At 41.7% G+C, this 26,218-nt stretch carries 21 protein-coding genes, 2 tRNA genes and 1 pseudogene; 14 read left to right on the top strand and 10 right to left on the bottom strand.

Annotated elements, in window-relative coordinates:
* Positions 1-205: 205 nt before the first annotated feature.
* Positions 206-957 (bottom strand): annotated as a pseudogene (locus ABK01_RS06180) (AAA family ATPase); the annotation flags it as partial.
* Positions 958-1,101: 144 nt separating this feature from the next.
* On the opposite strand from ABK01_RS06180, the gene ABK01_RS06175 reads away from it, so the two are divergent.
* The 3 genes from ABK01_RS06175 (at position 1,102) to ABK01_RS06165 (ending at position 4,394) form a co-directional block, all read left to right on the top strand.
* The gene (locus ABK01_RS06175) at positions 1,102-1,875 is read left to right on the top strand and encodes a hypothetical protein (RefSeq protein ID WP_253674958.1); all 774 of its coding nucleotides are present in this window, start codon (positions 1,102-1,104) and stop codon (positions 1,873-1,875) included.
* A gap of 742 nt (positions 1,876-2,617) precedes the next feature.
* Positions 2,618-3,727 (top strand): WG repeat-containing protein, encoded by a 1,110-nt coding sequence (locus ABK01_RS06170; RefSeq protein WP_253674957.1) that lies wholly within the window; start codon positions 2,618-2,620, stop codon positions 3,725-3,727.
* Positions 3,708-4,394, top strand: a complete 687-nt coding sequence (locus tag ABK01_RS06165; RefSeq protein WP_253674956.1) for a uracil-DNA glycosylase family protein — start codon at positions 3,708-3,710, stop codon at positions 4,392-4,394. The genes ABK01_RS06170 and ABK01_RS06165 overlap by 20 nt, the downstream gene beginning before the upstream one ends.
* Positions 4,395-4,498: 104 nt before the next feature.
* Here ABK01_RS06165 and ABK01_RS06160 read toward each other — a convergent pair whose 3' ends face one another.
* Complete coding sequence (locus ABK01_RS06160) at positions 4,499-6,802, bottom strand: DUF262 domain-containing protein (protein WP_253674955.1); 2,304 nt, start codon at positions 6,800-6,802, stop codon at positions 4,499-4,501.
* A complete protein-coding gene (locus ABK01_RS06155) occupies positions 6,786-8,417 on the bottom strand; it encodes a DUF262 domain-containing protein (protein ID WP_253674954.1) in 1,632 nt (543 codons plus the stop codon). Before ABK01_RS06155 ends, ABK01_RS06160 begins: the two co-directional genes overlap by 17 nt.
* A gap of 83 nt (positions 8,418-8,500) precedes the next feature.
* Here ABK01_RS06155 and ABK01_RS06150 point away from each other — a divergent pair, with 83 nt between their 5' ends.
* Entirely contained in the window at positions 8,501-9,499 is a 999-nt protein-coding gene (locus tag ABK01_RS06150; RefSeq protein WP_253674953.1) for a helix-turn-helix transcriptional regulator, read from the top strand.
* On the opposite strand, the gene tsaD is transcribed toward ABK01_RS06150, so the two are convergent.
* From tsaD to ABK01_RS06135, 3 genes are all read right to left on the bottom strand, one after another.
* Positions 9,500-10,513, bottom strand: coding sequence for a tRNA (adenosine(37)-N6)-threonylcarbamoyltransferase complex transferase subunit TsaD (tsaD, locus tag ABK01_RS06145; protein WP_253674952.1), 1,014 nt, complete (start codon positions 10,511-10,513; stop codon positions 9,500-9,502). It abuts the gene before it with no gap.
* Positions 10,510-11,946, bottom strand: coding sequence for a divergent polysaccharide deacetylase family protein (locus ABK01_RS06140; RefSeq protein WP_253674951.1), 1,437 nt, complete (start codon positions 11,944-11,946; stop codon positions 10,510-10,512). The genes tsaD and ABK01_RS06140 overlap by 4 nt, the downstream gene beginning before the upstream one ends.
* Before the next feature lie 208 nt (positions 11,947-12,154).
* Positions 12,155-12,228, bottom strand: a tRNA-Pro gene (locus ABK01_RS06135).
* Positions 12,229-12,428: 200 nt separating this feature from the next.
* Between ABK01_RS06135 and ABK01_RS06130 the strand changes: the two genes are divergently transcribed.
* The 3 genes from ABK01_RS06130 (at position 12,429) to recA (ending at position 15,256) form a co-directional block, all read left to right on the top strand.
* Positions 12,429-12,815 (top strand): DUF4418 family protein, encoded by a 387-nt coding sequence (locus ABK01_RS06130; RefSeq protein WP_253674950.1) that lies wholly within the window; start codon positions 12,429-12,431, stop codon positions 12,813-12,815.
* A gap of 37 nt (positions 12,816-12,852) precedes the next feature.
* Positions 12,853-13,518 carry an ABC transporter ATP-binding protein gene (locus ABK01_RS06125; RefSeq protein WP_016523980.1) on the top strand — a complete coding sequence of 222 codons (666 nt, stop codon included), beginning with the start codon at positions 12,853-12,855 and terminating at the stop codon, positions 13,516-13,518.
* 370 nt (positions 13,519-13,888) lie between these two features.
* Entirely contained in the window at positions 13,889-15,256 is a 1,368-nt protein-coding gene (recA, locus tag ABK01_RS06120) for a recombinase RecA (RefSeq protein WP_305880055.1), read from the top strand.
* A 153-nt stretch (positions 15,257-15,409) separates the two neighbouring features.
* On the opposite strand, the gene pth is transcribed toward recA, so the two are convergent.
* The gene (gene pth / locus ABK01_RS06115) at positions 15,410-16,024 is read right to left on the bottom strand and encodes an aminoacyl-tRNA hydrolase (RefSeq protein ID WP_253674949.1); all 615 of its coding nucleotides are present in this window, start codon (positions 16,022-16,024) and stop codon (positions 15,410-15,412) included.
* Positions 16,025-16,040: 16 nt separating this feature from the next.
* Positions 16,041-16,493, bottom strand: coding sequence for a D-aminoacyl-tRNA deacylase (gene dtd, locus ABK01_RS06110; RefSeq protein WP_253674948.1), 453 nt, complete (start codon positions 16,491-16,493; stop codon positions 16,041-16,043).
* A 151-nt stretch (positions 16,494-16,644) separates the two neighbouring features.
* Here dtd and rsmG point away from each other — a divergent pair, with 151 nt between their 5' ends.
* The 5 genes from rsmG to ABK01_RS06085 all read left to right on the top strand — a co-directional run bounded on the left by rsmG (position 16,645) and on the right by ABK01_RS06085 (position 22,782).
* Positions 16,645-17,331: a 16S rRNA (guanine(527)-N(7))-methyltransferase RsmG gene (gene rsmG / locus ABK01_RS06105; protein WP_253674947.1), complete on the top strand. Its 687-nt coding sequence runs from the start codon at positions 16,645-16,647 to the stop codon at positions 17,329-17,331.
* 310 nt (positions 17,332-17,641) lie between these two features.
* Positions 17,642-18,946, top strand: a complete 1,305-nt coding sequence (locus ABK01_RS06100) for a dicarboxylate/amino acid:cation symporter (RefSeq protein ID WP_212564942.1) — start codon at positions 17,642-17,644, stop codon at positions 18,944-18,946.
* A 373-nt stretch (positions 18,947-19,319) separates the two neighbouring features.
* Positions 19,320-20,876 (top strand): extracellular solute-binding protein, encoded by a 1,557-nt coding sequence (locus ABK01_RS06095; protein ID WP_253674946.1) that lies wholly within the window; start codon positions 19,320-19,322, stop codon positions 20,874-20,876.
* A 4-nt stretch (positions 20,877-20,880) separates the two neighbouring features.
* A complete protein-coding gene (locus ABK01_RS06090) occupies positions 20,881-21,888 on the top strand; it encodes an ABC transporter permease (RefSeq protein WP_371921998.1) in 1,008 nt (335 codons plus the stop codon).
* Positions 21,889-21,915: 27 nt separating this feature from the next.
* Positions 21,916-22,782: a carbohydrate ABC transporter permease gene (locus ABK01_RS06085; RefSeq protein ID WP_253674944.1), complete on the top strand. Its 867-nt coding sequence runs from the start codon at positions 21,916-21,918 to the stop codon at positions 22,780-22,782.
* Between the two features lie 73 nt (positions 22,783-22,855).
* On the opposite strand, the gene ABK01_RS06080 is transcribed toward ABK01_RS06085, so the two are convergent.
* Positions 22,856-24,151 (bottom strand): ABC transporter substrate-binding protein, encoded by a 1,296-nt coding sequence (locus ABK01_RS06080; RefSeq protein WP_253674943.1) that lies wholly within the window; start codon positions 24,149-24,151, stop codon positions 22,856-22,858.
* Positions 24,152-24,384: 233 nt separating this feature from the next.
* On the opposite strand from ABK01_RS06080, the gene ABK01_RS06075 reads away from it, so the two are divergent.
* Positions 24,385-25,035, top strand: coding sequence for a Crp/Fnr family transcriptional regulator (locus tag ABK01_RS06075; protein WP_253674942.1), 651 nt, complete (start codon positions 24,385-24,387; stop codon positions 25,033-25,035).
* A 234-nt stretch (positions 25,036-25,269) separates the two neighbouring features.
* Positions 25,270-25,343: transfer RNA gene (locus ABK01_RS06070), tRNA-Ile, on the top strand.
* Between the two features lie 102 nt (positions 25,344-25,445).
* Here the strand turns inward: ABK01_RS06070 and ABK01_RS06065 are convergent.
* Positions 25,446-26,216: a radical SAM protein gene (locus ABK01_RS06065; protein WP_253674941.1), complete on the bottom strand. Its 771-nt coding sequence runs from the start codon at positions 26,214-26,216 to the stop codon at positions 25,446-25,448.
* Positions 26,217-26,218 lie beyond the last annotated feature (2 nt).

Raw genomic sequence — 26,218 nt, 5'->3', positions numbered from 1 at the left:
CTAAATTATGGTAGTAAATAAAAAACAGACTGTCAAGTTAAACCACCAAAGTCTCTGCTACCCATGTGTTAGGTGTGTCCTCATCTATTCCATCTCCGAATACCGCGCCTGCATCAAGGAATGTACCTCCCTGTACATTCCTTGATAGCAAGTTTCGGTACGACCGAAACTTGCTGCTGTTTGGAACCACCGCCATCCATGGCGGTTCTGTGAGTATTTGTATTTCAGGCTGAAAATTTGCTTCCAGCTCTTGCTGCGTAATTCCGCACAACGCAGCATAGTCACGATCAAGCGAAATATCGCGGAGATTATTCAAGTCGCTAAAGATACTGACCTTGCTAAACTTTGTTACACCGGTTAGGAATACAAACCTAAGATATTGATCGCAGGATTTAAACACACCGTAAAAACCTTTTAGAATACGGCGATATGTTTCGTTTAATGCTTCATCGGTGTTCATTGTTTCCAAAAGCGGCTTATCGTATTCATCTACCAGCACAACAACCTGTTTACCGGTTTTTTGATAGATGTGTTGAATAAGGTCTTTCAACCGGCTGTCCGGTGCGTCATCCCTTCGTTCCGCCACAAAAGCTTCCTCCCAATCGCGGAGATGTACATTCAAAATATCGAGCAATGCCTGTTCATCGGTATACGCTTTCGCATTAAAATCCAAATACAGCACCGGATACTCCTGCCACAGTTCCCGATTTCCGGCCTCGGCATTTTCAAGTTTTTCTATTGCAAGACCGCTAAACAGCTCTTTTTGACCGAGAAAGTATGCTTTTAATGTAGAGAGCAAAAGGCTTTTCCCAAACCGGCGCGGACGGCTTAAAAAATATACCTTACTGGTATGGGCAAGCCGAAATATACAATCAGTTTTATCAATATAAAGAAAATTTTTTCCCGTAAATCTTCAAAGCTTTGTATGCCTATCGGCAAGTTCCGTGTAACATCCATGTAACCAATATAGCAAAGATAGAGAGTTTCTGCGATTTTCTTCTTTTGATATTCTAAAAATACGTCCGTTCTATCACCGCCTGATAGACTAACTATGCTATTAGTATAGTTGTTGGGACAATCACACGGGGAAGCGGGGGAACTATGCAGACGGATATAATAAGATTTATCGATGATGAAAGTAAGCAGGAATGTATGACTGTAGCCGGGTATCTTTATAATCTATGTTCGAATAGTAAACATCTGGATAAGTATAAATCATTACTGATATTATTACAGGCACTCATTGTGCGTCTAAAAAAAGAAACACAAGCTGAAACAATTGTGCAAGCATTTATTCAAAAAGGGATAAAGGAAAAACAGCTAACGGTATTTACGCCGGGAAAAAATTACAATCATCCGTTTGAATACGGGAGTAAATTGGATGTAAATTTTAAAGAAGATACGAAAATCGCTGCTGCCATCGACAATTTTACGACCGATTCCATTTTTACGATAAATCTTTGCCGTTGTGTTTTTATGCAGAGAGAAAACCTTGCTAAAATTATCGCGCTTATTTTCTTTTCCGCCAAGATAAATAACAATGATACGTATATCATTCCTCAGAAAATAAATGTTTCAGCACGGATAACCAAGATACTTAATGATATAACTCCTGTTGAATTTCTATTTGATACCTTACATCTTTCACACCAAGAAGCGGTATTGCTTACGGCAGCATATAGAACACAGACAATCTATGAACTCTATAATTTTTATGATGATGTGTTATTGCAAGCCACAGAAAATCAAATAACATATCATGGCAATTGGTTTTTAATAAAACATGCAAAAATTATCGAGAAAAAATTTGAGCTTCCAGTCAATCACATCGTTTATGAAGAAGACGAACACTATTCAAATAATATCAGTTGTTAAAAAGATTTTTTCACCTCTATCACCGCCTGATAGACTGACTATGCTATGAGTAAACCTGTTCGGAAACTTCCGTTTCTGAACAGGTTACCTTGAAATGCGATGTTCTAAATCGTGCTATTTGTGCGATTTAGAACTCGGCGACCTGTTCGAAAACGCAGTTATCGAACAGGTCTAGTATAGTCGTTGGGACAATTACTGAAGGGAAAGCGCAGATTGAGAGCAATAGATACTATTTCAGCACTTGTGAATCAAAAAAATATTTTCATACTTGACTTTTGAGGGGGGGGGGGGGGTATTATGGAAGAGATTTCATTGAATTGGAGCGATGTTAACAAAATGATAGCTCATGTAAATTCAGCAAATGCTGTTTGTACAGGAACAACAAATAGGTTACACGTATTCAATTCGAAAAATAAATGCCAAAAGGAGATTATTATGGCACAGAAATTTTATTGTAAATGGTGTGGTACAAACTATTCGAGCGTTTCAAGTTTAAGTTCCGGTCATTGTTCTCGTAATCCGGAAGGAAAATACCACGAGCTGTATGAAGGGGCTGAAAAAAGTCAGTATACCTGTAAGTTTTGTGGAACGAAATATTCTTCATTATCCAGTTTGACAAGCGGCAGCTGTAGCAAGAGCCCGTATAAGAAACACCATCCCGCGTTATAAAAGGGAAATTGAACAGTTGGTAATAAAAAATTCGCCAACTGTTCATATATTTTGAAAATAATAGGAGTTCTGTATGAAAAAAATTATCGGTATTTTTTATTTTTGTATCACTGTAGTCTTAACACTCTACAGCCAAGATTTATTTCCGTATCAAGATGAATGGAAAAAAGATACGTATGGCTATATTGATCGTAACGGAAAAATTATCATAAAAGCTCAATATAAAACAGTCATGCCATTTATTAATGGCGTGGCAATAGCAGAAGATTTTAAGGAAAATAAGTTTTATATAACGCCGGACGGAAAAAAAATAGATATAGATACTACAGGCATGAGATGTCCGATAACAATATTGACACCTTTCTCTTCAGAAGTTGGTTTAATAACAACATGGTATGCGGAAAAATATTTTGTAAATAAAAAAGGAAAAGTTGTTTCACCAAGATATTATAGAGCTTACCCATTTTCAGAAGATATTGCAATTGTGTATGCAGATGATAAAACCATAGCAGTAAATAAAGACTTTAAAGAACTGTTTGAAGTTTATGTAGATGTAGATAACGTTCCTGAAACGTATGGTTTCAGTGAGGGGCTTATTGCTGTTCAAAATGCAAAAGAAGAATGGGGATTCATGGATAATCAGGGAAAGATTGCAATAAAGCCAAAATTCAAATGTCATCATCGCTCAAAGTTGCCTAGTCCGTTTATCGGTGGATATTCATGGATTAGAAAATCATTTAATTCATTTTTTATCATAAATAAAAAGGGCGATGTGGTATATGAATTTAAAATAACCGGAGCTGATTTTCCAGAATCTTATTTTTATCTTAGAGATGGTTATCTTATTTACGACGATGAAGAACTGACAATTAGAAATCTTCAAGACAATACGGAGATAACAACTCAAAGAGGTGATTATTTTACTAACAATTTAGGTATTGTAAAATTAGGAAAGAATTTTTTTTATGGCGGTAATATTTTTTCTTTTGATGGAAAATTGATTAAAACTATCCCGATAGAAAATCTACAGTTATGGTCAGATAAATATTTATATTCTTCAGAATTTGATATTATCTTTGATGAGAACGGTGAAGTAATCCTAGGGTCAGAAGATAAGAGACAAGAATATTCAAATGTCGTACGAAAATATGAGGAGAAAAAAAATGAACAAAAAAATCGATGAACAACTTTTACGGATTAACAATCTTCACTGGCTGCCGTGGATAGGAAAGAACTATTCCGCAAGTCAGACAAAGCTGATGGTATTGGGAGAAAGCCACTATCTTTGCGCAGGCGACAGTCCTGACGAGTACGGCATCGATTTTACCCGCAGCTTTATCGGTATGCATCAAAACGGCGAGGAAGGAACAAACGTTATCCGCAATTTTGAAAAAACAGTATTGAATAGAGATTATGATGAAGAGCTGAGCAAAGAAGAAATGACGGCAATTTCTGACAGCTTTGTCTACCAAGTCATTATTCAGCGGCTCCTCAGCGCAAGCGAAGAACGCCCCGACGATTCCGATTTTCAAGCCGGCTGGCATATCATTTTAGAAACGATAAAAATACTCAAACCGAATACGGTTGTTTCATTGGGTGTAAAAGCCTTTGATGTATTAACCAATTTGGAATACGAGGGGCTTACTATTAAAAAAGAAAAATGGGGAGATGATAAAATCAACAATGCCTATCCTCGTTATTGCCGCATAGAGCTTGGCGGACATCCTATCGATATCATTTTCCTCCGTCATACCAGCGGAACGAAGGGCGGTTACTATCCTCTCGAATGGCATAAATTCTTAAAAAAATATTTTAATGTCTCCCGATATTTGAGTGAATTGAAGTTATAAAAATAACCAACCACGTATAAGGAAACTCTGGAGCAGTGATTCTGACAGAAGCAACTGTTTTTAGAGTTTCCTTTAAGTTTATTTGTTGTAAGGTTAAATTGGGGTTAGTGTGATAAGTCAGTGATTATTTTCTCTACTATTTTATGAACATCTTTTTGATGTAAATCGGATAGCCGGTAACGTGCTTCTGAATAGTGCATACCCAACTGTTTTGCAAACTCGCTAAATTCAGATTTTGTTTTATTTTCATTCTTCCCATTACGAAGATTAATTGCATATATATCTATTCCATTATTTTTCTTTTCCCATGCGCAATCAATAATGCAAGAATTGTCTTCTTTTGAAAATACGCAGCAATTTCCATCATTAGATTCTGCATAAAACCATATTTTCCAATGTATACTATTAATCGTAAATCGATAACCTTCATCATCACGATCTTTTGTCAGATTTTGCGTTAAAAATTGCGATTGTTCAGGTGGAATAAGTTCTAAATAAAAGACATACGTTTCCAAATCACGAAAGGTTGTAGCTCGTATTTTCGGAATTAATATCCAGTTATCTGTTTCATCATACCATTGTATGTTCTTTCGCCTGCAATAGGCTAACATTTCAGGATATATCAAGAATTTATCTAAATCATAATCTAATGTACGCTTTCCACCTTTTATATCATCGATACATTTGGTAATCATATCTTTTTCTGCATTCTGTATATTGGATTTATCTTTCAGTATATCAAGAAAAGATTGAAAACCTTTATTATTCTCATAAATCAGCGTTTTCCAATCCTTATACTCCCAACAAAAAGAATAATTTGTATTTCCTCTAAATATCTTAGGATAATTATCCGACGGTAGAATAGTCAGTAACGCTCTTCTGGTGATATCGAGCTTCCGATCCTTAGGGCCATTATAAAATATCTGCCTAACGGTTTTATCGTATTCATCAAAACGTGCTACATCAAAGGTGCTGCTATCGAGTACCCCATCTCTACAGCTCCATTGCAATAGCGGCTTTATTTCACCCTTCCATAGATGATGATCTTCTGCTGCCCAAAATCGCTTTTCATAGTTTTGTCTTTCTTTTCCTCCGGTTTTATACAAAGCTAATTTAAATGCTTCTTCATCGGTTAATAAGGTTTTTGAAATTTCATCTTTAAGTTTCAATAGAGATGTTATATCGGTATTCGGCAACTTCTTTATAATTTTGAGAGCTTCAGGTAGTTGTTCCGAAATGGCCTTGCTCATGTTATCCACTCGTGAAAGATTAAAGAAAAAACGTATTACCCGTTTAATATTTTCGATATCCGATTGGCCAAATCGAGCGATATATTCAATTACCGGTAAGATTTTAAATAATGTAATCTGATCGTTTTGCTCCTGCGGCGCTAGGTATGAGTCAAATTTATCAATGAGTTCTTTATCGAAAAGAAACGTAATAATAGAAAAATACTTTTTCACCGTTTCAAGATCAATCTTTCTCAGTTCGGTACTCGGCATAGAGTCGACCATATTTTGGAAAGCCGTTTTATTATCGTTTATTATATCAAATTGCAATAATACAACCCATCTAAAAAACTCCTTTAACCCGATATCCGCAGTATCATTTTTGTGTCGATTTTGCCAAAAAAAGTCTTCCCATTGTTCCCAGTCTTTGCTTGCAGATTTTTGTTTTTCTTCATTCGTAATCTTTGATAACATAAGGGGTTTTAGATTTTCAGTTTCGGTAAGCGGTTCACCGGTGGTATTAATAATCACGAAGGTTTCTTCGCCGTTTCTACGATTTTCCATATCATAATACAGAAAAAATATCTTATCTATTAGAAACTCTCCGAAAGCCTTATATTTATCTTTTATAGTTTGAGACGTTAACCGTTTATCAATGATATCTAAGGCTTTCAGCATACTTTGTATACTAGGATCCACATCATAGTCTTTAAAATACCACGGCTGTTTTCGTATATCTTCAACATTCAGGGTTGTATTATCCCCGGCAAAAAAATTACCGGCAAGATCGAATAAAAAATAGAGCGTATTTTCCCGTATTGCATATTGTAAACGAGGCTCTTTGTTATCAGTAATATACTGCTCAAAAGAATTTTCCGTTCGCTTATTGAGCAGACCGAGTAATAAAAAAAGCGTTGTAAGACGCTGTTGTCCATCGCATAATTGCAGATAATGGGACGGCTCCTCGTATCCATATATGAGCCCCATAGTGATATGCTGATTTTTATCTTTTACAAAGAGTTCAATAAGGTTATCCGTAAAGTTTTCTACAAGACCGGCTTTGTCTCCCCAGCAATAATCACGTTGTAAATCGGGAATAATTATCTTATTCTCACCATTGAATATATCCCCTAAGCAATATTCTTTCCCTGTCTGAAAGGTTTTATTTTGTGTAACCATAATACTTTTTTATCTCCGCTATTATTTTCTCTTTATTCTGCTCTATTTCTTTATTTCCCCAACAGCTTCCTGCAAATACGGACATAGTATGCAGTAAATGACGGCTTTTAAAATTTTCAGAAAAATCAAAATACATTCGTTTTTTATCTTCAAAACTCTTGTTGCCGAATGCAGAATTCTCATTTTTGTAAAGCAGGACAAGATTTCCGATACAATGGTCATTTTTTCCGGATGCTTTTGATTGTGGTAAAATATGCTCTAATGATTTCTTTCCGTTATCCCAACAGGAAAAATCAAAAGCTCTGCCGAGTTTTGTATCTTCTTCAATATTTAATCTAAAAAGTTGCAAATACGCATATTGTTTATAATCATTATTATTGTATAAATCATTATCAGAAACTGCGTTAATTAAATCCTTTACATCATTCTCAATGATCGGTTCGTCATCTTCAGCATTTTTTTCAGCTGCTAATGCTTTTTTGATATCATTATAGGTAAGACTTAAAAATACATATTTATACCATTTTTCCAATTCATCTTGTGTAATATGATCGGAAAAATAATTGACAAGAAAGTCCATTCGATCCTTCTTTTTAAATATTTTTACTATTGCACCGATTTTATTATGCAACTCCACCGTGTTGCCAGTGCTGTTATATACATCTTCGAATTTCTTTTGTAACCGGCGTAAATCATAAAAAAGATCATGCGCTTTTTGAGCTGAATTTTCTTTTAAAAAGAGACTTCTAAATTCTGCAAAAGAATAATCTGTATTTTTTTCTTTGTGTATTTCATAATATGTTGTTAATAAAAGACCGAGCGTGTTATTTGATTGCTCTTTCATGCCGTAAAACTCTTTTACGCTATTATTATTCCACCAATAGAGCCATCTATCCCACTCCCGTGCATATTTTCCGCGCAATAAGACTTGTTCCCATCGTTTTGCTGAATCTTCATCACTATTGCTATCTAACGATACTAAACGTAATAATTCGGCTTTTATGAGTTCCTCCGGTGTCATCACCGCTTTATTGCCGTTCATCATGGAAAAAACGGTTGTCGCTTTATCGTCCGGTATAGATATGCATAAAAACTTTATGTTTTCATACAAAAATACTGCTAAATCGTGCAACTCATTAGGAGTTTTCTTTTTTAAAACTTCATGTATTATCCGTATTGTTTTCTTAAAATAATATATATCTTGATGTTTTTCGGTTTCATCTTTTTTTGCTTGTTTTACCAATTCTTCACGTGACTGTTGAGCAACTTCTGCAATATTTTGAAAAAATGAATCGGATTCTTTACGGATTTCATATTTTATTTTGAATATACGGTCTGAACCAAGATAGCGTAACAGGAGATAAAAAAAGGTTGTGCGCTGTTGTCCATCTATTAATATCACTTCATTATTTTTAGGTTTAGTAGTAATAATACCTTGCAAAAATAGCTCTCGCTTCTTTTCAAAAGCTGCTATAATACTGTCAATCATGTATGCTGCCGAATCTTTCTTAGAATCACGTTTTTTACCCCATATATATCCGCGTTGATAATAAGGAATAATGAAAGTAGAAGTTAGACTTAAATACTCGTTTAATGACTTTATTGAATTTTCCATATCCACACCTCTATCAATCCTAACACATCTCTATACCACTTTCAACACTACCAAAATTTCCCATTTTCTACTATAATAACGCTATGAAAGACATACAAAACCGTGCGATTACTCATCAAATGTTAGAACGTCTCACGTATATTCATAATCGGATAAAAGCTGAATGCTTTCCTAATGCATCCGAACTTGCAGCAGAACTGGAGTACAGTATTCCGACAATAAACCGCGATATAACGTTTTTGCGGGATCGGTTTAATGCACCCATCGAATATAATGCGCAAAAGAAAGGATTTTATTACAGCGAAAAATATGAAATGCCGATCCAAAATATTTCGCAAAAAGATGTAACGGCGCTCGTTGCTGCAAAAACGCTGCTGCAGCAATATCAGGGAACGCCGATCTACAAAGAGCTCGTTGACGCCATTGATGTTATTACGTTTCCGCAAAGGCAAGGAACGGGAGCGTTTATTGACCGTATCGCCGTTCCGCCGATGCCTTATGCCATTATCGATGAAGCGGTATTTACTGCACTCTACCAAGCGATGATTCAAAACCGCACGATCGAATTTGATTACCGCGGCGTGTTGGATAGCAGGAAGGTACACCGGCGTGTCCGTCCGTATCAGCTCCTTTTTGATGACGGACGATATTTTCTATTCGGCTATGCAGAGGAACGCCAAGCGGAACGGCTTTTTTATATTCCACGTATTGAACACCTTTGCACTACCGATGAGCTTTTTACACTGCCAGAAAATTACGACTTTATCTCCCGCTGCGGCGGCGGAAGATTCGGCTCATTTATGGAACCGGAAACCGTTACCTACCGTATTGCATTCTACGGCGAATCTCGTCTCGCAATAAAAGATTCCGTATGGGCTGATAATCAAAAAATTACCGAATATGATGAAGAAGGAAAAACCGAAATAGTCTTTTCCGCAGCGCAAGGGTACCGGATATTGAAATGGGTATTGTCTCACGGCTCAAACGCACAGCCGCTTGAACCGGAAGATTTTGTGCAACACTGGCAAGCGGAAATACAGGCTATGGTGCGACGGAGCAAGGGATGTGCGGAAATACGCTAATTATATTTTCCGGCGTTTAAATCCTTCGACACGGGCGCTTGCAGGACAATCGAGGGAGCTTCTATCCCCGCGCGCTAAATAGCGGTAACCTACTCCGGCAATCATGGCGGCATTATCCGTGCAGAGCTTGAGCGGCGGAAAGATGCACGTTAAACCTTTTTGTTCAGCGAGTTTTTCACGGAGCAGCGAATTGGCAGCGACGCCGCCGCCTGCGACAATCGTGTGCAGTCCCGTGTCTTCTACCGCCCGCAGCAGGGATCGCAGTAATATTTTAACGGCTCTTGATTGAAAGGCCGCCGCGATATTTTCGGGTGTTTTTTCATAGCCGGGATTCCAGAATTGATCGATTTGATTGATAACTGCGGTTTTTAAGCCTGAATAGGACACGTCATACCGGCGGCCGGATTCATGCAGTACCGGCATCGGGAAGTTTGCAGCCTTGGGATCGCCGTTTTTTGCCAGCCGGTCGATAATTACGCCGCCCGGATAACCGAAATCGTAGAACTTCGCAACCTTATCGAATGCTTCGCCCGGCGCATCGTCGATAGTACTGCCGAGCACTTCGATTGAATCAAAATCGTATACTTTACAGATAAGCGAATGTCCGCCCGACACTAAAAGACCGAGGTAGGGATAGGGAATGTCCTGCTCAAGATGCGCTGCGTACAGATGCCCGAGCATGTGGTTTACAGCAATAAACGGTTTGTTGCATGCCCATGCGAGAGTTTTCGCAAAGGTAAGCCCTACCAACAGCGACCCCATCAGCCCCGGCCGATTGGTTACGGCGATACCGTCTATCGATTGCAATGTTTCACCCGCTTCCTGCAAAGCGGTTTTGACAACCGGCAATATCCATTCGGTGTGTTTCCTACTTGCAATCTCAGGCACGACACCCTTATATGCTTCGTGAAATGGTATTTGAGTTGCCACTACCGAGCTGATGATTTTATGTCCGTCCTCCACGACGGCGGCTGCCGTTTCATCGCAAGAGCTTTCTATTCCAAGTATCTTCATTCTATTATTCCTAGTGAAAATCCATCTTCGATAAGCGCAGGATACATTTCGGTTAAAAGCTGCGCAAGCTCAACCGTAAAGACATGACCGATCATGATGGCAGAGCCTTTCTGTCTCGCAATGCTCAACCCTTTTTTAATTTGCGTTTCCATTGCAGCGCGGCTCTTATCGTTATCAATAAAAATTGCCCGTTCCCAGACAGCCATGTTTTTCTCCTTTGCAACCTTCGCAACGACTGACCGAGCGGTTGTCCGCGAATCCAAAAAGAATATATGCTTTTCCGCTACGACATCCAAGACCGCGCTCATCGCTGCCTCATCCGCCGTCATCAGCGAGCCTTCGTGATTATTCATCCCGGCTACCGGCCAAATTTCTTCGAGATTTTTTCTGACGATTTTTTTGATTTGCTCCGCAGAAAGTCCCGGCGTAACGGCACCCGGCCCCGGATTAATATGCAGATCGACCGATTGCATCGGCTGGTGCAGAATAACCTGTTTTCCGGCCTTGCGTATCCGCCGCGCCGACTCGCTAGAGTAGCGCAATCCGGGTAAAACTGCAATAGTACAGGGGAATGGGAGCCGCAAAAAGTATTCAAGCTGGTCGAGATTGTGCCCCGCATCGTCAAATACAAAGGTGAGGTTCCCTGCATAAGGAGCACGCTTGCGCGGCTTTTCCGGTTTTGCAGCAGGCTGCACCGGTTGCATTGTTTGCACGTTTTTTTTCTTATCGGGTACGGCAGGTTTTTCCGGTACGCTGTTTTTTTTCGATGCAGTATTTTTTTTATCAGGTGCAACGGATTTCTCCGGTACGGTATTCTTTTGCGGAGCCGCATGGACTGCCGGTTTTTCTTTCTTCGCAGTATCTTTCTGTGCGGCAGAAGAGGTATGGGATGCTGGCGCAGATGCAGCAGCAGGCGAATGCGGTGCCGGTTGTGCAGCCGGTGTTGTTTTTTTGGCAGCCGGCGCTTTCTCCTGTGATGACGCCGTTTTTTGCTGCGCTGCCGGTGTGTTTTGCCGTTTTTGCTGCACCGCGGAATCGGTATGCGGCTGTGTTTGTGCGGCAACCTGCGGCACGGTAACCGGCGGTGAAGGTTCTTGTGCTGCCGTAAGCGATTCATTCCGTTTTTGTTCGGTTGAGGGTTTATCCTGTTGTACTTGAGTTTGCGCCGTGCCGGTATCCTGTTTTAATGAATTTTTAAGATTAGGCACTAATTTTAACACTAAAACAAGATTAAAACCCAAAAGCAGAACGCACAATATCACCAACGCGGCAATAATATTTCCTATCGAACGCTTTTTTCGGGCAGTAGAACTACGTGATTTTTTCTTTGCTGTTGTACTGCTGCGGCTCTTGGTTTTTGACTGCCCCTTCGCCGCGGTTTTTTTAGGTGTCGTTTTTTTGCTTGTTTTTACTTTATCTTCTTTTTCGGGCATAGGCAAAAGCATAAAAACAGTACGGCTTAATGTCAAGCGGTATTTGTACAGGGCAGCCGCTATCGGGGAACCTCTAAAAACTGCAAGCCTATCAGCTTGTTCTATAAAGAAATCATTTATCGTATACGTTAATAAATCTCTATACTCTAAGATAGAGCCGTTTTAATGGAAAGATATGATAAGGATAGAAATAAAATAGAGAAAATAATCGGGCAAGCCGGATTTGAACCGGCGACCCCAAGTCCCCCAGACTTGTACGCTAACCAACTGCGCTATTGCCCGTTTTGTTTCAATAACAGAAATAGATATTATCGATAAAGTTCCGTTATGTCAATACTCCGCATTCTGTTCCGAAACAATCGATAGAATGTTCGGAGAATAATGTAACCACAGATTGACTTTTGCCGTATTCCGTATATACTAGGCATATTCGATAACTTCGTTTTCGAATAGGTTTACTAATGTGCTTGTGAGGTTATACTATGAAAAAATATATTGTAGGAGCGTTAATCGTTATCATCGGTTTGCTCGTTCTATTTGCTCCCTTTGGATTTGCGCATGTCTGTTTCCCTAAAGCAGACGGCAGCTTTATGAAGTGTCATTGGATGGGCGAAGCAGTCAGAATGCTCGGAGGATTGATTACTGCATTAGGCATCATATTTTTACTGAGCAAACGTTCACGAATCGGTATCGCATTTTCCAATATCGGGCTCGGTACTTGCTTGATATTATTGCAAACAGTTGTCATCGGTACTTGCAAACATGCCGCAATGCATTGTAATGTACATACCAAGCCTGTCATTTTATTATTAGCGATTATATTGATAGTAATAAATGCTGCCTACCTGTTCGTTAACAGAAAAAGATAAATTCTACTATTTCACTATACTATAGGATTATTACAGTATGTTATTGCAAACAAAACAGCTTTCCCGAACGTTTACCAGAAATGGTTCCGATTTTTTTGCCGTCAGAGATGCCGATTTTAGCATCAACACCTCCGATTTTGTATTTATTGTCGGACGCTCCGGTTCGGGAAAAACGACGTTGCTGAACCTCATTTCAGGCATTTTAGAACCGACTTCGGGGACTGTTTTATTTGAAAATAATGACATCACAATGATGAACGATACTGAAAAAAGCTATTACCGTAACGAGTCGATAGGATTTGTCCCCCAATCGCTCGGCGCTTTACCGAATCTCTCGGTACTTGATAATGTCCGCGTACCGTTTTTTTTATTTAACCGGGACGGCGATACCGAAGGGAGAGCGCTGAGCTTATTGGAAGTGATGGGAATAGCTCATTTAAAAGATGAAATGCCGAAAAATCTTTCAGGCGGAGAAGCAAAACGGATGCTTATTGCGCGTGCGTTGATGAATGATCCCAAACTACTCATCGCTGATGAACCGACTGCAAACCTCGACGCGGAAACGGCAGCCGGTGTTATGCAGGCTATAAAAGATATAAACAAACTTGGAACTGCCGTGCTTATCGTAACGCATGATTCCAATATCTTAGATCCGAATTGTACAACTTACCGGATGGACGCCGGTACCCTTTCAAAAGCATAGATTTTCCATAATATTGCTTTCTTGTGTGTCTTATGCTATAAATTAAGACTAAATGATAGTCTATATACATAGACGCCTTATCAGCAAAGCTGATAATAAGTGTTTTTATAAATGATTACAGCAGTATTGTCAGATGTCCTTCCGATTAAAAACATATCGGTCAGGAAAAAACTCGATTCTTTGTAAAAATTTCTAAAAAAAGTGATTTTCAGCAGTTTTTTTAAGCCAAAATCGCAATGACGATATATAACAAAGATAAGAAGCACTGCAGCGGGGCAAAACGTGTCGGAAGTAAAGAGACTTTTGCAGAACGTCATTAGTAATGTTCTGACGGCACCAGCCGAGCGCACTATAATTATGGAGGCCATAAATGGCAAAAACAAAATCGGAAATAAATCAGGTAACCAATATTACTGATGCCGATGAAAAGCTGAAAGCGTTGGAAGCAGCACGCCTACAAATCGAAAAGGAGTTTGGACAGGGTTCATTGATGAAGCTCGGCTCAAAAACGGCGGCAAGCGGTATTGAAGTAATTCCTTCCGGCAGCATCCTGCTCGACGAAGCGCTCGGTATCGGCGGCTATCCGCGCGGTAGAATTATCGAAATATTCGGGCCGGAGTCGTCGGGAAAAACTACGCTTGCTCTTCATGTTGTTGCCGAAGCGCAAAAGCGGGGCGGTATTGCGGCGTTTGTGGATGCCGAACATGCCCTTGACCCGCAGTATGCGCAAAAACTCGGTGTCAATATCGACGAACTGTGGGTCGCCCAGCCCGATGCAGGAGAACAGGCTTTAGAAATCACCGAAAACCTCGTCCGATCGGGTGCGGTGGATGTCATCGTCGTGGACTCGGTAGCAGCCCTTACGCCGCAAGCGGAAATCGACGGCGAAATGGGCGATTCACACATGGGATTACAGGCACGTTTGATGAGTCAGGCGCTGCGGAAGCTAACGGCGATTATTTCGCGGTCAAAATGTATTCTCATTTTTATCAACCAAATCCGCATGAAAATCGGTATTGCGTACGGCAATCCGGAAACCACCACTGGAGGTAATGCGCTCAAATTCTACTCATCGGTACGTATCGAAGTCCGTAAGGGCGAGGTACTCGGCAAGGATGAAGATGAGGCATGGGGAAACAAGGTACGCATCAAAGTTGTCAAGAATAAAGTCGCGCCGCCGTTCCGAAAGGTTGAGCTGGAAATCCTGTTCGGCAAGGGAATCTCACCATACGGCAGCTTGCTGGACTGCGCGGTAAAATACGAATTGATAGACAAAAAAGGCGCATGGTACTCGTATAAAGAAGATAAGATTGGGCAAGGGCATGACAACGCCGTAAAATTCTTGGAGAACAATCCCGATATTGCAATCGATCTTGAAAAGACCTTGCGCGCACAGCTGTTCCCCAATCAAAAATACATATCGAGTTTTGTAAAAACCGATCAAGCCGCCGATTCCGGCTCTGCAGGCAAAACACCGTCCGGTTCAGGCGTCGGCGAAGCATCGGCTGCGGCAAAGACAGGGGCATCAAAAGCGGCCGCTTCCGTAAAACCGGGAGATACAAAGGCTGATAAAGAAGCCGATGCTCAGACCGCTCCGGCAGGGAAAAAATCCATGCTCGAAAAGGCCGCTCTCGCGAGCGGCAAAACTGAAAGCTTGAATGCCAGTTCTGCGGCAGTATCCGCTGCGCATAAATCAAAGCCGGGCAGCGCTTTTGACGGCGACAACGAACTCTTTTAACCTGCCCGATATCACAGGGTAATCGCATCAGACTGTTTTGCTATATTTCCCCGCAAAATAAATAGGCTATTCAACCGGAATTTCGCCGCTTTGCGGCTCAAATGGTCTCATAGCCTATTTATTTTGCGATTTTTATTTATCTGTCTGATGCGATTACCCTCCTGAGGGCAGTACCTTCGTCCATGCGGGAAGCAGCTTTTGCGGATCCTGCCGCTCGGTGATGAGCGCCGTAAAAAGCGGTTCCAGCTGAGGCAGCGCCGCATCCAGCAGGGTAAATTCTTCTTGAGAAAAAGGAGACAGCACATAACCTGCAATATCGGGATGCTCGGCGCTGCTGCTTTTTTTTCCGCCCGGACGCCCGATACCGATCCTGAGCCGCCAAAAGTCCGGCGTTCCCAGCGCTGCCTTTATTGAGCGAAGCCCGTTGTGCCCGCCAAGTCCTCCCGACCACTTGAGGCTCAAGGCGGCAGGCGGCAGTTCAAGCTCATCGTGTACAACAAGTATTTCTGCCGGAGGAATTTTGAAAAACTGGGCAGCCTCCCCTACTGATTCGCCCGATAGATTCATATATGTTTCCGGCTTTAAAGCATGGACAGCCTGCCCCCCGCTCACTGCTGCCGGAAAACGCCCGTACAGTCCGCGGAACTTATGCTGCCACGAAATTCCCCCGCAAATAGATAAACGATCCGCAGCAATCCACGCTGCGTTATGCCGGGTGCGTTCATACTCCCGCCCGACATTTCCCAAAAATGCTATTAACGAAATCATCTTTTTTAACCTGAAATTATTCTTTTACCTTCGTGTCGATTATGATCGTAACCGGTCCGTCGTTGTGAATTTCCACCTGCATATCCGCTCCGAATTGTCCGGTTTTTATCGGCTTGCCAAGCGCTTCGCTCAGTTTACGGATACAGCATTCATAGAGCGGGATTGCAATCGAAGGCTCTGCCGCTGCATTGAAGGACGGGCGGTTTCCTTTCTTGGTACTGGCAAACAGAGTGAACTGACTGACCAACAAAATGTCTCCCTGCACATCCGCAAGGGCACGGTTCATCTTCCCCTCATCGTCTTCGAAAATCCGCATCTGTACGATTTTTTTAACCAACCAATCTATATCGTCCTCAGTATCTTCAGGACAGATACCGAGCAAAATCACAAAGCCCTTGCCGATGGTCTGCGTTTCAAAGCCTTCAATCGCCACACTTCCCGACCGTACCCGCTGTATTACTGCTCTCATAGCACACACTCCTTATCATTTCTTCCATATTATGTCCTTATTATGTCCTTCCGCGCTTGCGAATATTCGAGGTTTCAGTATAGTATAATAACAAAATTAAGCATATAACGCATCGGCATTATTTCGATCGGCATCGGGAGTGTACTTTACAATGGATACACAAAACACGGAACTTTTACAAGCGGGATTAGACGCATTACATATTGAAGACCGGCACGGTAAATTGGCAGATATGTTGACGCGATACATTCGCGAACTTGAAACGTTTAATGCCGCATTCAATCTGATAAAGGTGCAAAATACTCAAGAGCTGATTATCAAACATATCCTCGACAGCCTTGCGCCATGGGAAGTGTTGGCGCAGCGGATCGGTTCACATCAAACCAAAGATACCTGTACTATTGCGGATATCGGATCAGGAGCAGGGCTGCCGGGTATTCCGCTTGCATGCCTGTTTTTACTTAAAACGCCGAGCATTAAATTTACACTGATAGAGCGGATGCACAAACGATGCGCTGTTTTGGAAAACATACAAGCCATGCTGGGGCTGACCAATACCGCCGTGCTGGAATCCGAGGCAGAGAAAGCTCCTGCCGATTATTTCGATATTGCCGTGTTCCGTGCATTTCGCCCACTTGACCGAACCATGTTGGCTACGCTGCAAAAACGAATCCGCAGTACCGGTATCTTAGCCGCCTATAAAGGAAAAGCAACCGCAATTGAAGAAGAGATGCAAGCATTGGGGACTCATAAACCGGACTATCAGATGATACCGGTACAAACACCCTTTTATGACGCGGAACGGAATCTCGTTATCATCTCAAAGGAAAAGCTTTAAGACGCCTCTTAAAATACGATCTATAGACCTATTCTGAAACTTTCGTTTTCGAATAGGTCTACAAGTTCACGCACCGCATTTCAAGGTAACCTGTTCAGAAACGGAAGTTTCCGAACAGGTTTGTTATTGAACAGCTCTATTCCGAAGGATGCGAAGCAAATTTAACCGAGTTTTTAGAGGTTCCGTCTATTATTGACACCAATAATTTATTTGCATTTAGCTCTGACAGGGGGTATAATAGAATCGTACTATCGGGAGGCTCTCGAAGCTTCCATCTTTAGAGCTATCCCGTTGTAATTAAAGGAGGCTCATGATGAAAAAAAATGTACTAAAACGGTATCTGGATTCCAACTTGTTAAGGCGAATCCTTGGAGCGCTGATACTCGGCGCAATTACTGGTATTGTACTCGGTTTCTTCCCCAATGCGGTGCAGCCATACGTTACCTATACGAAGTTTTTCGGCGATGTATTTATTCGATTACTGAAAATGATAGTTGTACCTGTCGTATTCTTTTCAATTATTTGCGGTTCAGCCAGTATTGAACCGGCAAAATTGGGGCGGATCGGTGTTAAAATCATTATCTATTATTTGCTGACCAGTGCTCTTGCCGTATTTGTCGGACTTGTGTTTGCTAATCTGCTACGTCCCGGCTTCGGTTTTTCGGTTATCGGTTCGGCAGCTGCAAAGGCAAAGATCAGCGAAGCGCCTGCAATGAATCAAATTCTCTTAAAAATGATTCCTACTAACCCGATGGAGGCTTTGGCTCAAGGGGATATGCTGCCCATCATATTATTTGCAATGCTGTTCGGTTTTGCCGTTTCTTTTGTCCGCGGTTCAAAAGACGAATTGCTCCGTAAAAGCGGTGATACGGTATTTTACGGTTGTAACGGGGCGGCAGAGGCAATGTATAAAATCGTCGGCGGAATTATGCAATACGCACCGATCGGTGTATTTGTTTTAATTTCGATCGTATTTGCCCAACAAGGACCGCAGGCGATAGGGCCGCTTTTAATGGTAACACTCTGTGCCTATCTCGGCTTTGTCGTACAGACGATTGCGGTGTACGGCGCTATTCTTGCCGCGTCGAAAGTTTCGCCGATAACCTTTTTCAAAAAGATTCACGAAATTATGATTACCGCTTTTGTAACCCGTTCGTCATCGGGAACGTTGCCGGTTACCATGCGCGTGGCAGAAGAAAATTTGGGGATTCCGCGCAGTATTTCTTCGTTTACACTGCCGCTCGGCGCAACAATCAATATGAACGGAACCGCCATCTACCTTGGTGTTTGCGCAATGTTTATCGGTTACGCAATCGGTTCTCCGCTGAGTATTGCCCAGCAGATTACTGTTGTACTTACGGCAACGTTGGCAGCGGTCGGCACTGCGGGTGTTCCGGGGTCGGGAGCCATTATGCTGCTGATGGTGCTTGATTCCTGCGGCTTAAAACTCACTGAAGGGTCGGCTGTAGCGGCTGCTTATGCAATGATTCTCGGAATTGATGCACTGCTTGATATGGGAAGAACTTGTATCAATGTAACAGGCGATGTCGTAGGTACACTCATCGTGTCACGGCAGGAAGAAAAATACCAAACGTCAAATCAGGCAGAGGTCTAAGGAAACACTGGGGCTGTCCAAAAACAGAAAGCCTGTCTGTTTTTCTGTGCAATACCGTTTGGACAGTCTCTTAATTCTATGGGAAATTTTATTTTACGACTTACCACGAAAAAACAAAAAACATAGTAAAACTTGACAAATAGGTAAGAGCAGGTTACCCTTTTAAAAGAGCATCTTGATACAAACTAAAATACTTTTAAAGAAGCTCATGGGCATCTCTAAAAACTCGGTTAGATTTTTAGAGATGCCCGACGAGTTTTTTGATAAGGCTTTACATTATTATGACTTATCAAAAAACATCGCAAAAGGAATCTAAGGAAAACCTCTAAAAACTGAGGTTTTTAGAGGTTCAATCATCAATTTGGAGGAAATTATGAAACGTATGTTGAAGCTCTGTGCCGCACTGTTGATTGCCGGTGTCTTGCTGAGCGGGTGCGATACGAAAAAAACAGACGCATCCAAAACCAATTCGGAAAAGCCGATTGAAATCTCATTGTACTATTCAGACAATGCGACGCTCCCTTTTAAGGCCGATTGGCTCACCGTGCAGGAATCGGAAAAGCGCTCAAACACGAAATTACACTTTGAACCGATACCGATTGCCGATTATAATACAAAAGTATCGTTAGCCTTAAATACCGGCAACGGTCCCGATGTAATCCTTTACCAAAACACCAACGGAGAAAACGGATCGTTGGCATTAAACGGTGCGCTTATACCGATCAGCGATTATGCCGACTGGACTCCGAACTTTAACGCACAGGTAAAAAAATTCGGATTGGAAAAAGACATTGACGCAGTTCGCCTCAAGGATGGAAAATATTACTATCTGCCTTCTTTATTCGACGTTCCCTTTTACGACGGTGGATTGATTTTGCGTGAGGACATACTGAATAAATACGGCTTATCTCAGCCGAAAACATTTGACGACCTCTATGTCTATTTAAAGAAATACAAGCAAGATAATCCCGACTCATACCCCCTGACGATTTTGGCCGGCCCTCGGGTTTTATACAGAATGACAATGCCATCATTCGGAATCAGCCTCAGCAAAAACTCCTCAACCGGTACCGGCGTTTTAAGCTGGGACTATGAGCAGGGCAACTATTTTGCAGGCGCCGTAACGGAAATGTATCAGTCCTATGCACGGTTCCTTGCAAAGCTTTACAAAGAAGGTTTGTTGGATCCTGAAATGGCCGATCCCATCGACGGCGACAAATGGGCGCAAAAACTTGCTACCGGTAAAGCAGTTGCTACGTATGCGTACTATGACCAAATCGGCGGCGTTACCGGCAAATCGGCTATCGAAGGCTTTAAACTGCAAATGTATCCGCCGCTTGCAGGCCCCGCAGGCGCTCACCACCAACCAAAGAGCAGAACACAATGGGGTATCATGTTCCCGTCAAAGACCGCAAAACGCGCTGACTTTGAACAAATTGTCCGTGCGATTGATGATATTTTCTTCAGCGATGAAGGGGCAAAGCTCTGGTGTCTCGGCGTAGAAGGCGTAACCTATACGGTTGAAAACGGTAAAATCCAGTATGCAAAAGAAATTACCGAAGCTCCTGAAGGTATTTACAAGACAATGCAGTTAAAATACGGATGCGGCGCCGATACAACGCAGCTGGTATGGATTAACAGCAGAGAAATGACCAAGTATGATGATAATTACGCCCGCATCAATGCCGAAGTGGAAAAGATGGATATGGCGATCCAGCCGATTCCCCCTACCCCGCTTTTTGATGATGCTGTCGCCGAAGAAGCAGGCATCTTGCGTACTCCGCTCTTAGACACATTTGAAAAATGGAACAACGATTTTATCACCGGGAAAAAAGATATTGATAAGGATTGGAATGCCTATGTTACCGAAATGAATAATGTCGGCATTGAAAAGTACCTTACGCTCTATAACGAACACGTAAGGAAATAACCTCTTGCTGCGCCTGCATAAGCATCGCTTTGCAGGTGTATTGGGCATCTCTAAAAACTCAGGTATAGCTTTTAGAGATGCCCTATTATTTTTTAACGCTATGAATCAAAGAACAAAACGCTATTTTCATCAATACTGGCAGCTTTATGCGATGCTTATGCTGCCCTTAATTTATTTTATCATATTTAAATATGTTCCGATTTTCGGTAATGTACTTGCATTTAGGCGATATCGTCCGGGACTCGGCGCATTCGGCACCGAATGGGTAGGTCTGCGCTATTTTACGATGTTTTTTAAAGACCCTGCTTTTTGGCGCGCATTTAGGAATACGCTGACTCTATCGCTGATGAATTTACTGATTAACTTCCCGATACCGATTATCTTTGCACTCCTCTTAAACGAAATACGTTTTGTTTTTTTTAAGAAATTCGTACAAACGGTTTCATATATGCCGCGGTTTATTTCGACCGTTGTCGTTATTGCAATGGCTGCGGAAATTCTTTCGCCGAGTACCGGTATTTTAAATCTTCTGTTAAAAAACACGTTCGATATGCAGCCGATCTATTTCATGAACGAACCATCCTATTTTAGGGTACTGTATATTTTCACCGACACATGGCAGTATATGGGTTGGACTGCCATTATCTATCTTGCGGCAATTACAGGGATTAACGAAGAACTCTATGAGGCGGCAAAGATCGATGGTGCGGGAAAATTGCAGCAGATACTGTATATCACCATACCATCCATCCTGCCGACTATTATGGTGATGCTTATTCTGGAAATCGGCAGATTACTGACGCTCGGGTTTGAAAAAATCCTGCTGATGTATACCCCGAACAATGCGGATGTCAGTGATATTATCGCAACACTCGTATACCGTACCGGTTTGGCAAATCAAAATTATTCGTATGCAACGGCAATCGGATTATTTACCGGCGTTATCGGCATTGTTCTTGTCGCCTCTGCAAACGCTGCAAGCAAACGCCTCACCGACGAAAGTATCTATTAAAAAGTACCCATTAACACGGAGTGATCTATGCAATCAAGAAAAAACTCGTTCAGCATTTTTAATCTTATCCTCTTTATTGTGATGGCATTTGTCGTACTCATCTGCATTGTACCGTTTATATATATGATTGCCCTGTCTTTCTCCGACCCCGCAGCCATTATGCAGAACAAAGTATCGTTTTTACCGGTGGGATTTACGACGGCAGCATATAAGCAAATATTCACATATCCGAATTTCTTTAGGGCGTACGGTAATACTATTTTCTATACTTTTTTTGGCACCCTTATTGCACTCTGTTTTACCTCGACCTTTGCGTATCCGCTTTCAAAGAAATTTTTACGGGGAACCGGCATCATCATGAAGCTGATAGTCTTTTCGATGTTTTTTTCAGGAGGTTTAATCCCCACCTATCTGCTTATTTCTTCATTGCATTTAACGGGTACGGTATTCGCGATACTGCTTCCCTTTGCCATCAATCAATTCCACCTGATTATCTTGATAAACTTTTTTAAAGCCTTTCCGCATGAACTGGAAGAAGCTGCATTGATAGACGGACTCGGCTACTTTAGAATTTTTACGCAGATTGTCATTCCTCTTTCAACTCCTGCTTTGGCGGCAATCGGCCTTTATACGGCAGTATTCTTTTGGAATGATTGGTTTAACGGATTGATCTACTTAAAGTCTTCACAGTTCCCTGTTATGTTGTTTCTGCGCAATATCGTCAACGGTACGGCAACAATGGGGGATGGAGCCGGCAGCGCAGATATGTCGGTTATCGGTATTTCGATTAAAGCCGCCGTCATTATCGTTTCAACACTGCCGATTATCCTGCTGTATCCTTTCCTGCAAAAATACTTTGTGAAGGGGCTTACCATCGGCTCGGTAAAAGGCTAAAGAGTAAAAGGTTAAATAACGTATATCTCGTAAGCGGTGTTGTAAAACCGGCAGTTCTACAACACCGTTTTTTTTATCGGCGGCTTTCGGAGCTGCTGCCGGCAGCGGTTTCAAAATCAGCTTTAATTTTTTTCAATACTACACCGATATCATTTTGATAGATAAAATCCCAGCCTACCCACGAGAATTTTTTATCGGCTGATAAGCGATTGTCGACGGTAGGATTGGTAGACGGGAAAAATCCGCTTTGGGCAAAAACCGTACCGGTCTTTTCCGAAAGAAAAAACGATACAAAATCTTTTGTAAGTTCCTCAGTATCTTTTTTTACCAGCATAAAAATAGGAGCGACAATCGCACCGTCCTCCGGCCAAATCGTCTTCAGAGGAGTCCGCTCATCTATCATCTTAGAGAAAAAGTAAGGACTGATGCTGACGACAGGCTGAGCAGGCGCGGCTTTACCGCCTTTGACCATTTGAGCAGGATGCATATAAGCACTGCATGCTTTGCCTAATTTCTTAACTCCTTCATCACCAAAACGCGCGTAGATATTAAGGATGACAGAATTAAATAAATCCAAATCGCCGAACGGAATAGCGACGGAATGTTCAAATTCGGGAGATAAAATATCCTCCCATGTTTTCGGTACTTTCCTGCCATTCAACAGCGCGGTATTCACAATCATAATTGCAGGAACGACGCCGATAATGGCGTAATTTTTTTTCTCATCCCGCAAATCGATATAGTCATTGCAAAAATCTTTATTGACCTTATCGAGTGCACAGTGGAATTCCTTGTTTTCAATAAAAGAGCCCATCAGTTTTTTATCAAAGAACAGTTCAAAACCGGTAGACAGGAGCACATCCGGCAGGTTTTCTTTTTTACCGGTTTTTGCCAGATCGATTATCCAATCAATACCGAGATTAGCCGATCTTAGATCATATCTGATTTTATAGTTTTTCTTTTCCAATTCTTCCTTATGCGTTTCGACATAATCGGAATAAAATGCTTCAAAGCTTTCCAGAAGAGGAATCCGTATCGGGCAAGGCAAAACACCTTCAATCCTGATCGTTTGTTTACCATCATCCGGTTCAAGAGGATTATCGCTTTTTACCTTTAAACCGAGATCGATATGTGCAAAACCGGATGCGGCTGCTTGTTCGATAATTTCAACGAGTTCCCGCTCGCATAAATCGATATCCAATTTCTTAGAAAGAAAAGCTTTTTCAAGTGTGATTTTCTTTCCCATCAATTTGCGCATGACCGGATTAGTGAGCGGCGTAAATCCCTTCCCTGCCAAATAGCGAATTGTTTCGGGGTACCGTTCCGTAACGTCAAAGACCGTTTCGTTCATCATAAAATAATTATTCATAATCTTCCTCCAATAACAGATATATAGTAGACTATTTACCACCGATACTTTTGGGCATCTCTAAAAACTCGGTTAGCTTTTAGAGATGCCCGACGAGTATTTTTTATAAATTTTTATATTGTAATAATTTATAAAAAATACATCGCAAATAAACTTAAGGAAAACCTCTAAAAACGGAAGTTTTTAGAGGTTCCCTTTAAAAAGCCCCGCATATGATGCAAAGGAAGGACGCTGTGAATCCGCTCTTTAAAGATATTCCCGCAAAGGAACTGGAAACCTATCTTACCGCCGTCAAGGCAAAGGCCGCCGTCTATCCAAAAGACAGTTTCATTTTCTTTGAAGGAGATATCCCCAAGGCATTGTTCGTTCTTAAATCGGGAGTTGTCCAAATCGAAAAAAATGATATCGACGGTAAACGAATCATTATGAACCGCTTTGAAACACCGGAAACAGTCTTCGGTGAAGTCTATGCTTTCTTACAATCCATCCCGTATGATTATTCATGCAGGATAATCGCCGATGCGGAAATTCTCAGTATTCCGGCAAATATATTTTCGGCTTCTGCAACACTGCCCGCCGTACAAACAAAAATTGTACAGAATCTTTTATCTATTCTTGCGCATAAAGCTTATTTTTTAAACCAGAAGCTGTTGATATTTTCATCATTTACACTGCGCAAAAAAATAGCCGTGTATCTGTTACAGCAAGCGCATGGTCAGCCTAAAATAACGCTTACACTGAACCGAGAAGCTATGGCCGAATATCTTGCCGTCCCTCGCCCTTCCCTATCCCGCGAATTGATGAATATGCAAAAAGACAAGCTGCTCACCATATCCAAAGATACCGTAACCGTTAATATCGATAGACTCGAAGATCTTGCATAAATTAATTTCGCGGATAACCGCTCTAAAAAAGCTAATTTGTAGAGCTATGCAGACTATATCATAACGAAGGCAAGGATTCTGTACCATTTGTTACCGAATAAATTATTAATATAAAAAGAGATACTATGAGAACAAATAAGATTAGCAGTCAGATTTTCGATATTCAATTTTTTCGATATTCGTTTTTCGATTGCTTGACTAAAGCCGCAAAATAAAGTATTGTAGTGCTTTCTTGGGCCTATAGCTCAGTTGGTTAGAGCAGCGGACTCATAATCCGCGGGTCGCCGGTTCAAGTCCAGCTGGGCCCATTTTCCCCCTCACAACAATTTCTACAAGTAACACCGGAGTCTACAGCATTGCGCTGTAGAGAACTCACAATTTTCTATCTATTTTTATAAATTGCAAATCAATTATCGTAATCTGCTATTGGGAATCTTTGTTCCGGCAAGCCGAATCAATTTCTCCATTTCAGCCTGTGTATATGGACGGATTGCATTCCATGCGGGATTAAGACAGTTCCCCGGTAAAAAAGGAGCAAAAAACCATGCGGCATCGGAAGGGAGTAATTCTGAAATAGCGCGTATATCCTCGTCGCCTACAAGCGGCGGAACAAGAACTGTTCTATATTCGATTTCTACCGGCCGACAAAATGTTTGCTTTTTCTGCAAAATCATCAGCGTCCGTCTCAGCGCAGCTTCAGGCTGTTCAGTCATCGGATCAGTCCCTGCCGGACAACAAAATCTGAGTTCATGATAACGGGCGGGGGCGGTCTTTATATCGACGGCTATCATATCCGGACAGAGCGCTTCGTCGTGCAAGAGCGAATACATTCTATCCGGCAATAAACCGTTTGTATCAAGCTTAACGGCAAGCCCTGCCTTTCGTGCCCGCAGAATAAGTTCCGGTAAGACCGGAGACAGGAGTGCTTCGCCGCCCGAAATAACGAATCCGCGCAGTACCGGCTTCCGCTTTTCGATATGCTCATAGACCGTTTCGAGCGGTACGTAGTCATTAGTACCGCCCTGTAATGACTGAGCGGCAGGACCTTCCGAAACGGATGCACATACAAGCTCGCCGTTATAACAATACGGGCAGCGCAAATTACAGCCGGGCAGAAAAACCGCAGCAGCAACCTTGCGCGGATAGTTGACAAGCGTGGTTTTCTGCAAACCGACATTCATAG

The sequence above is a fragment of the Treponema sp. OMZ 305 genome (assembly GCF_024181325.1).
GTDB lineage: Bacteria > Spirochaetota > Spirochaetia > Treponematales > Treponemataceae > Treponema.
Note: the sequence above shows the minus strand (reverse complement) of the source record. Positions and strands in the feature narration are given on the sequence as shown.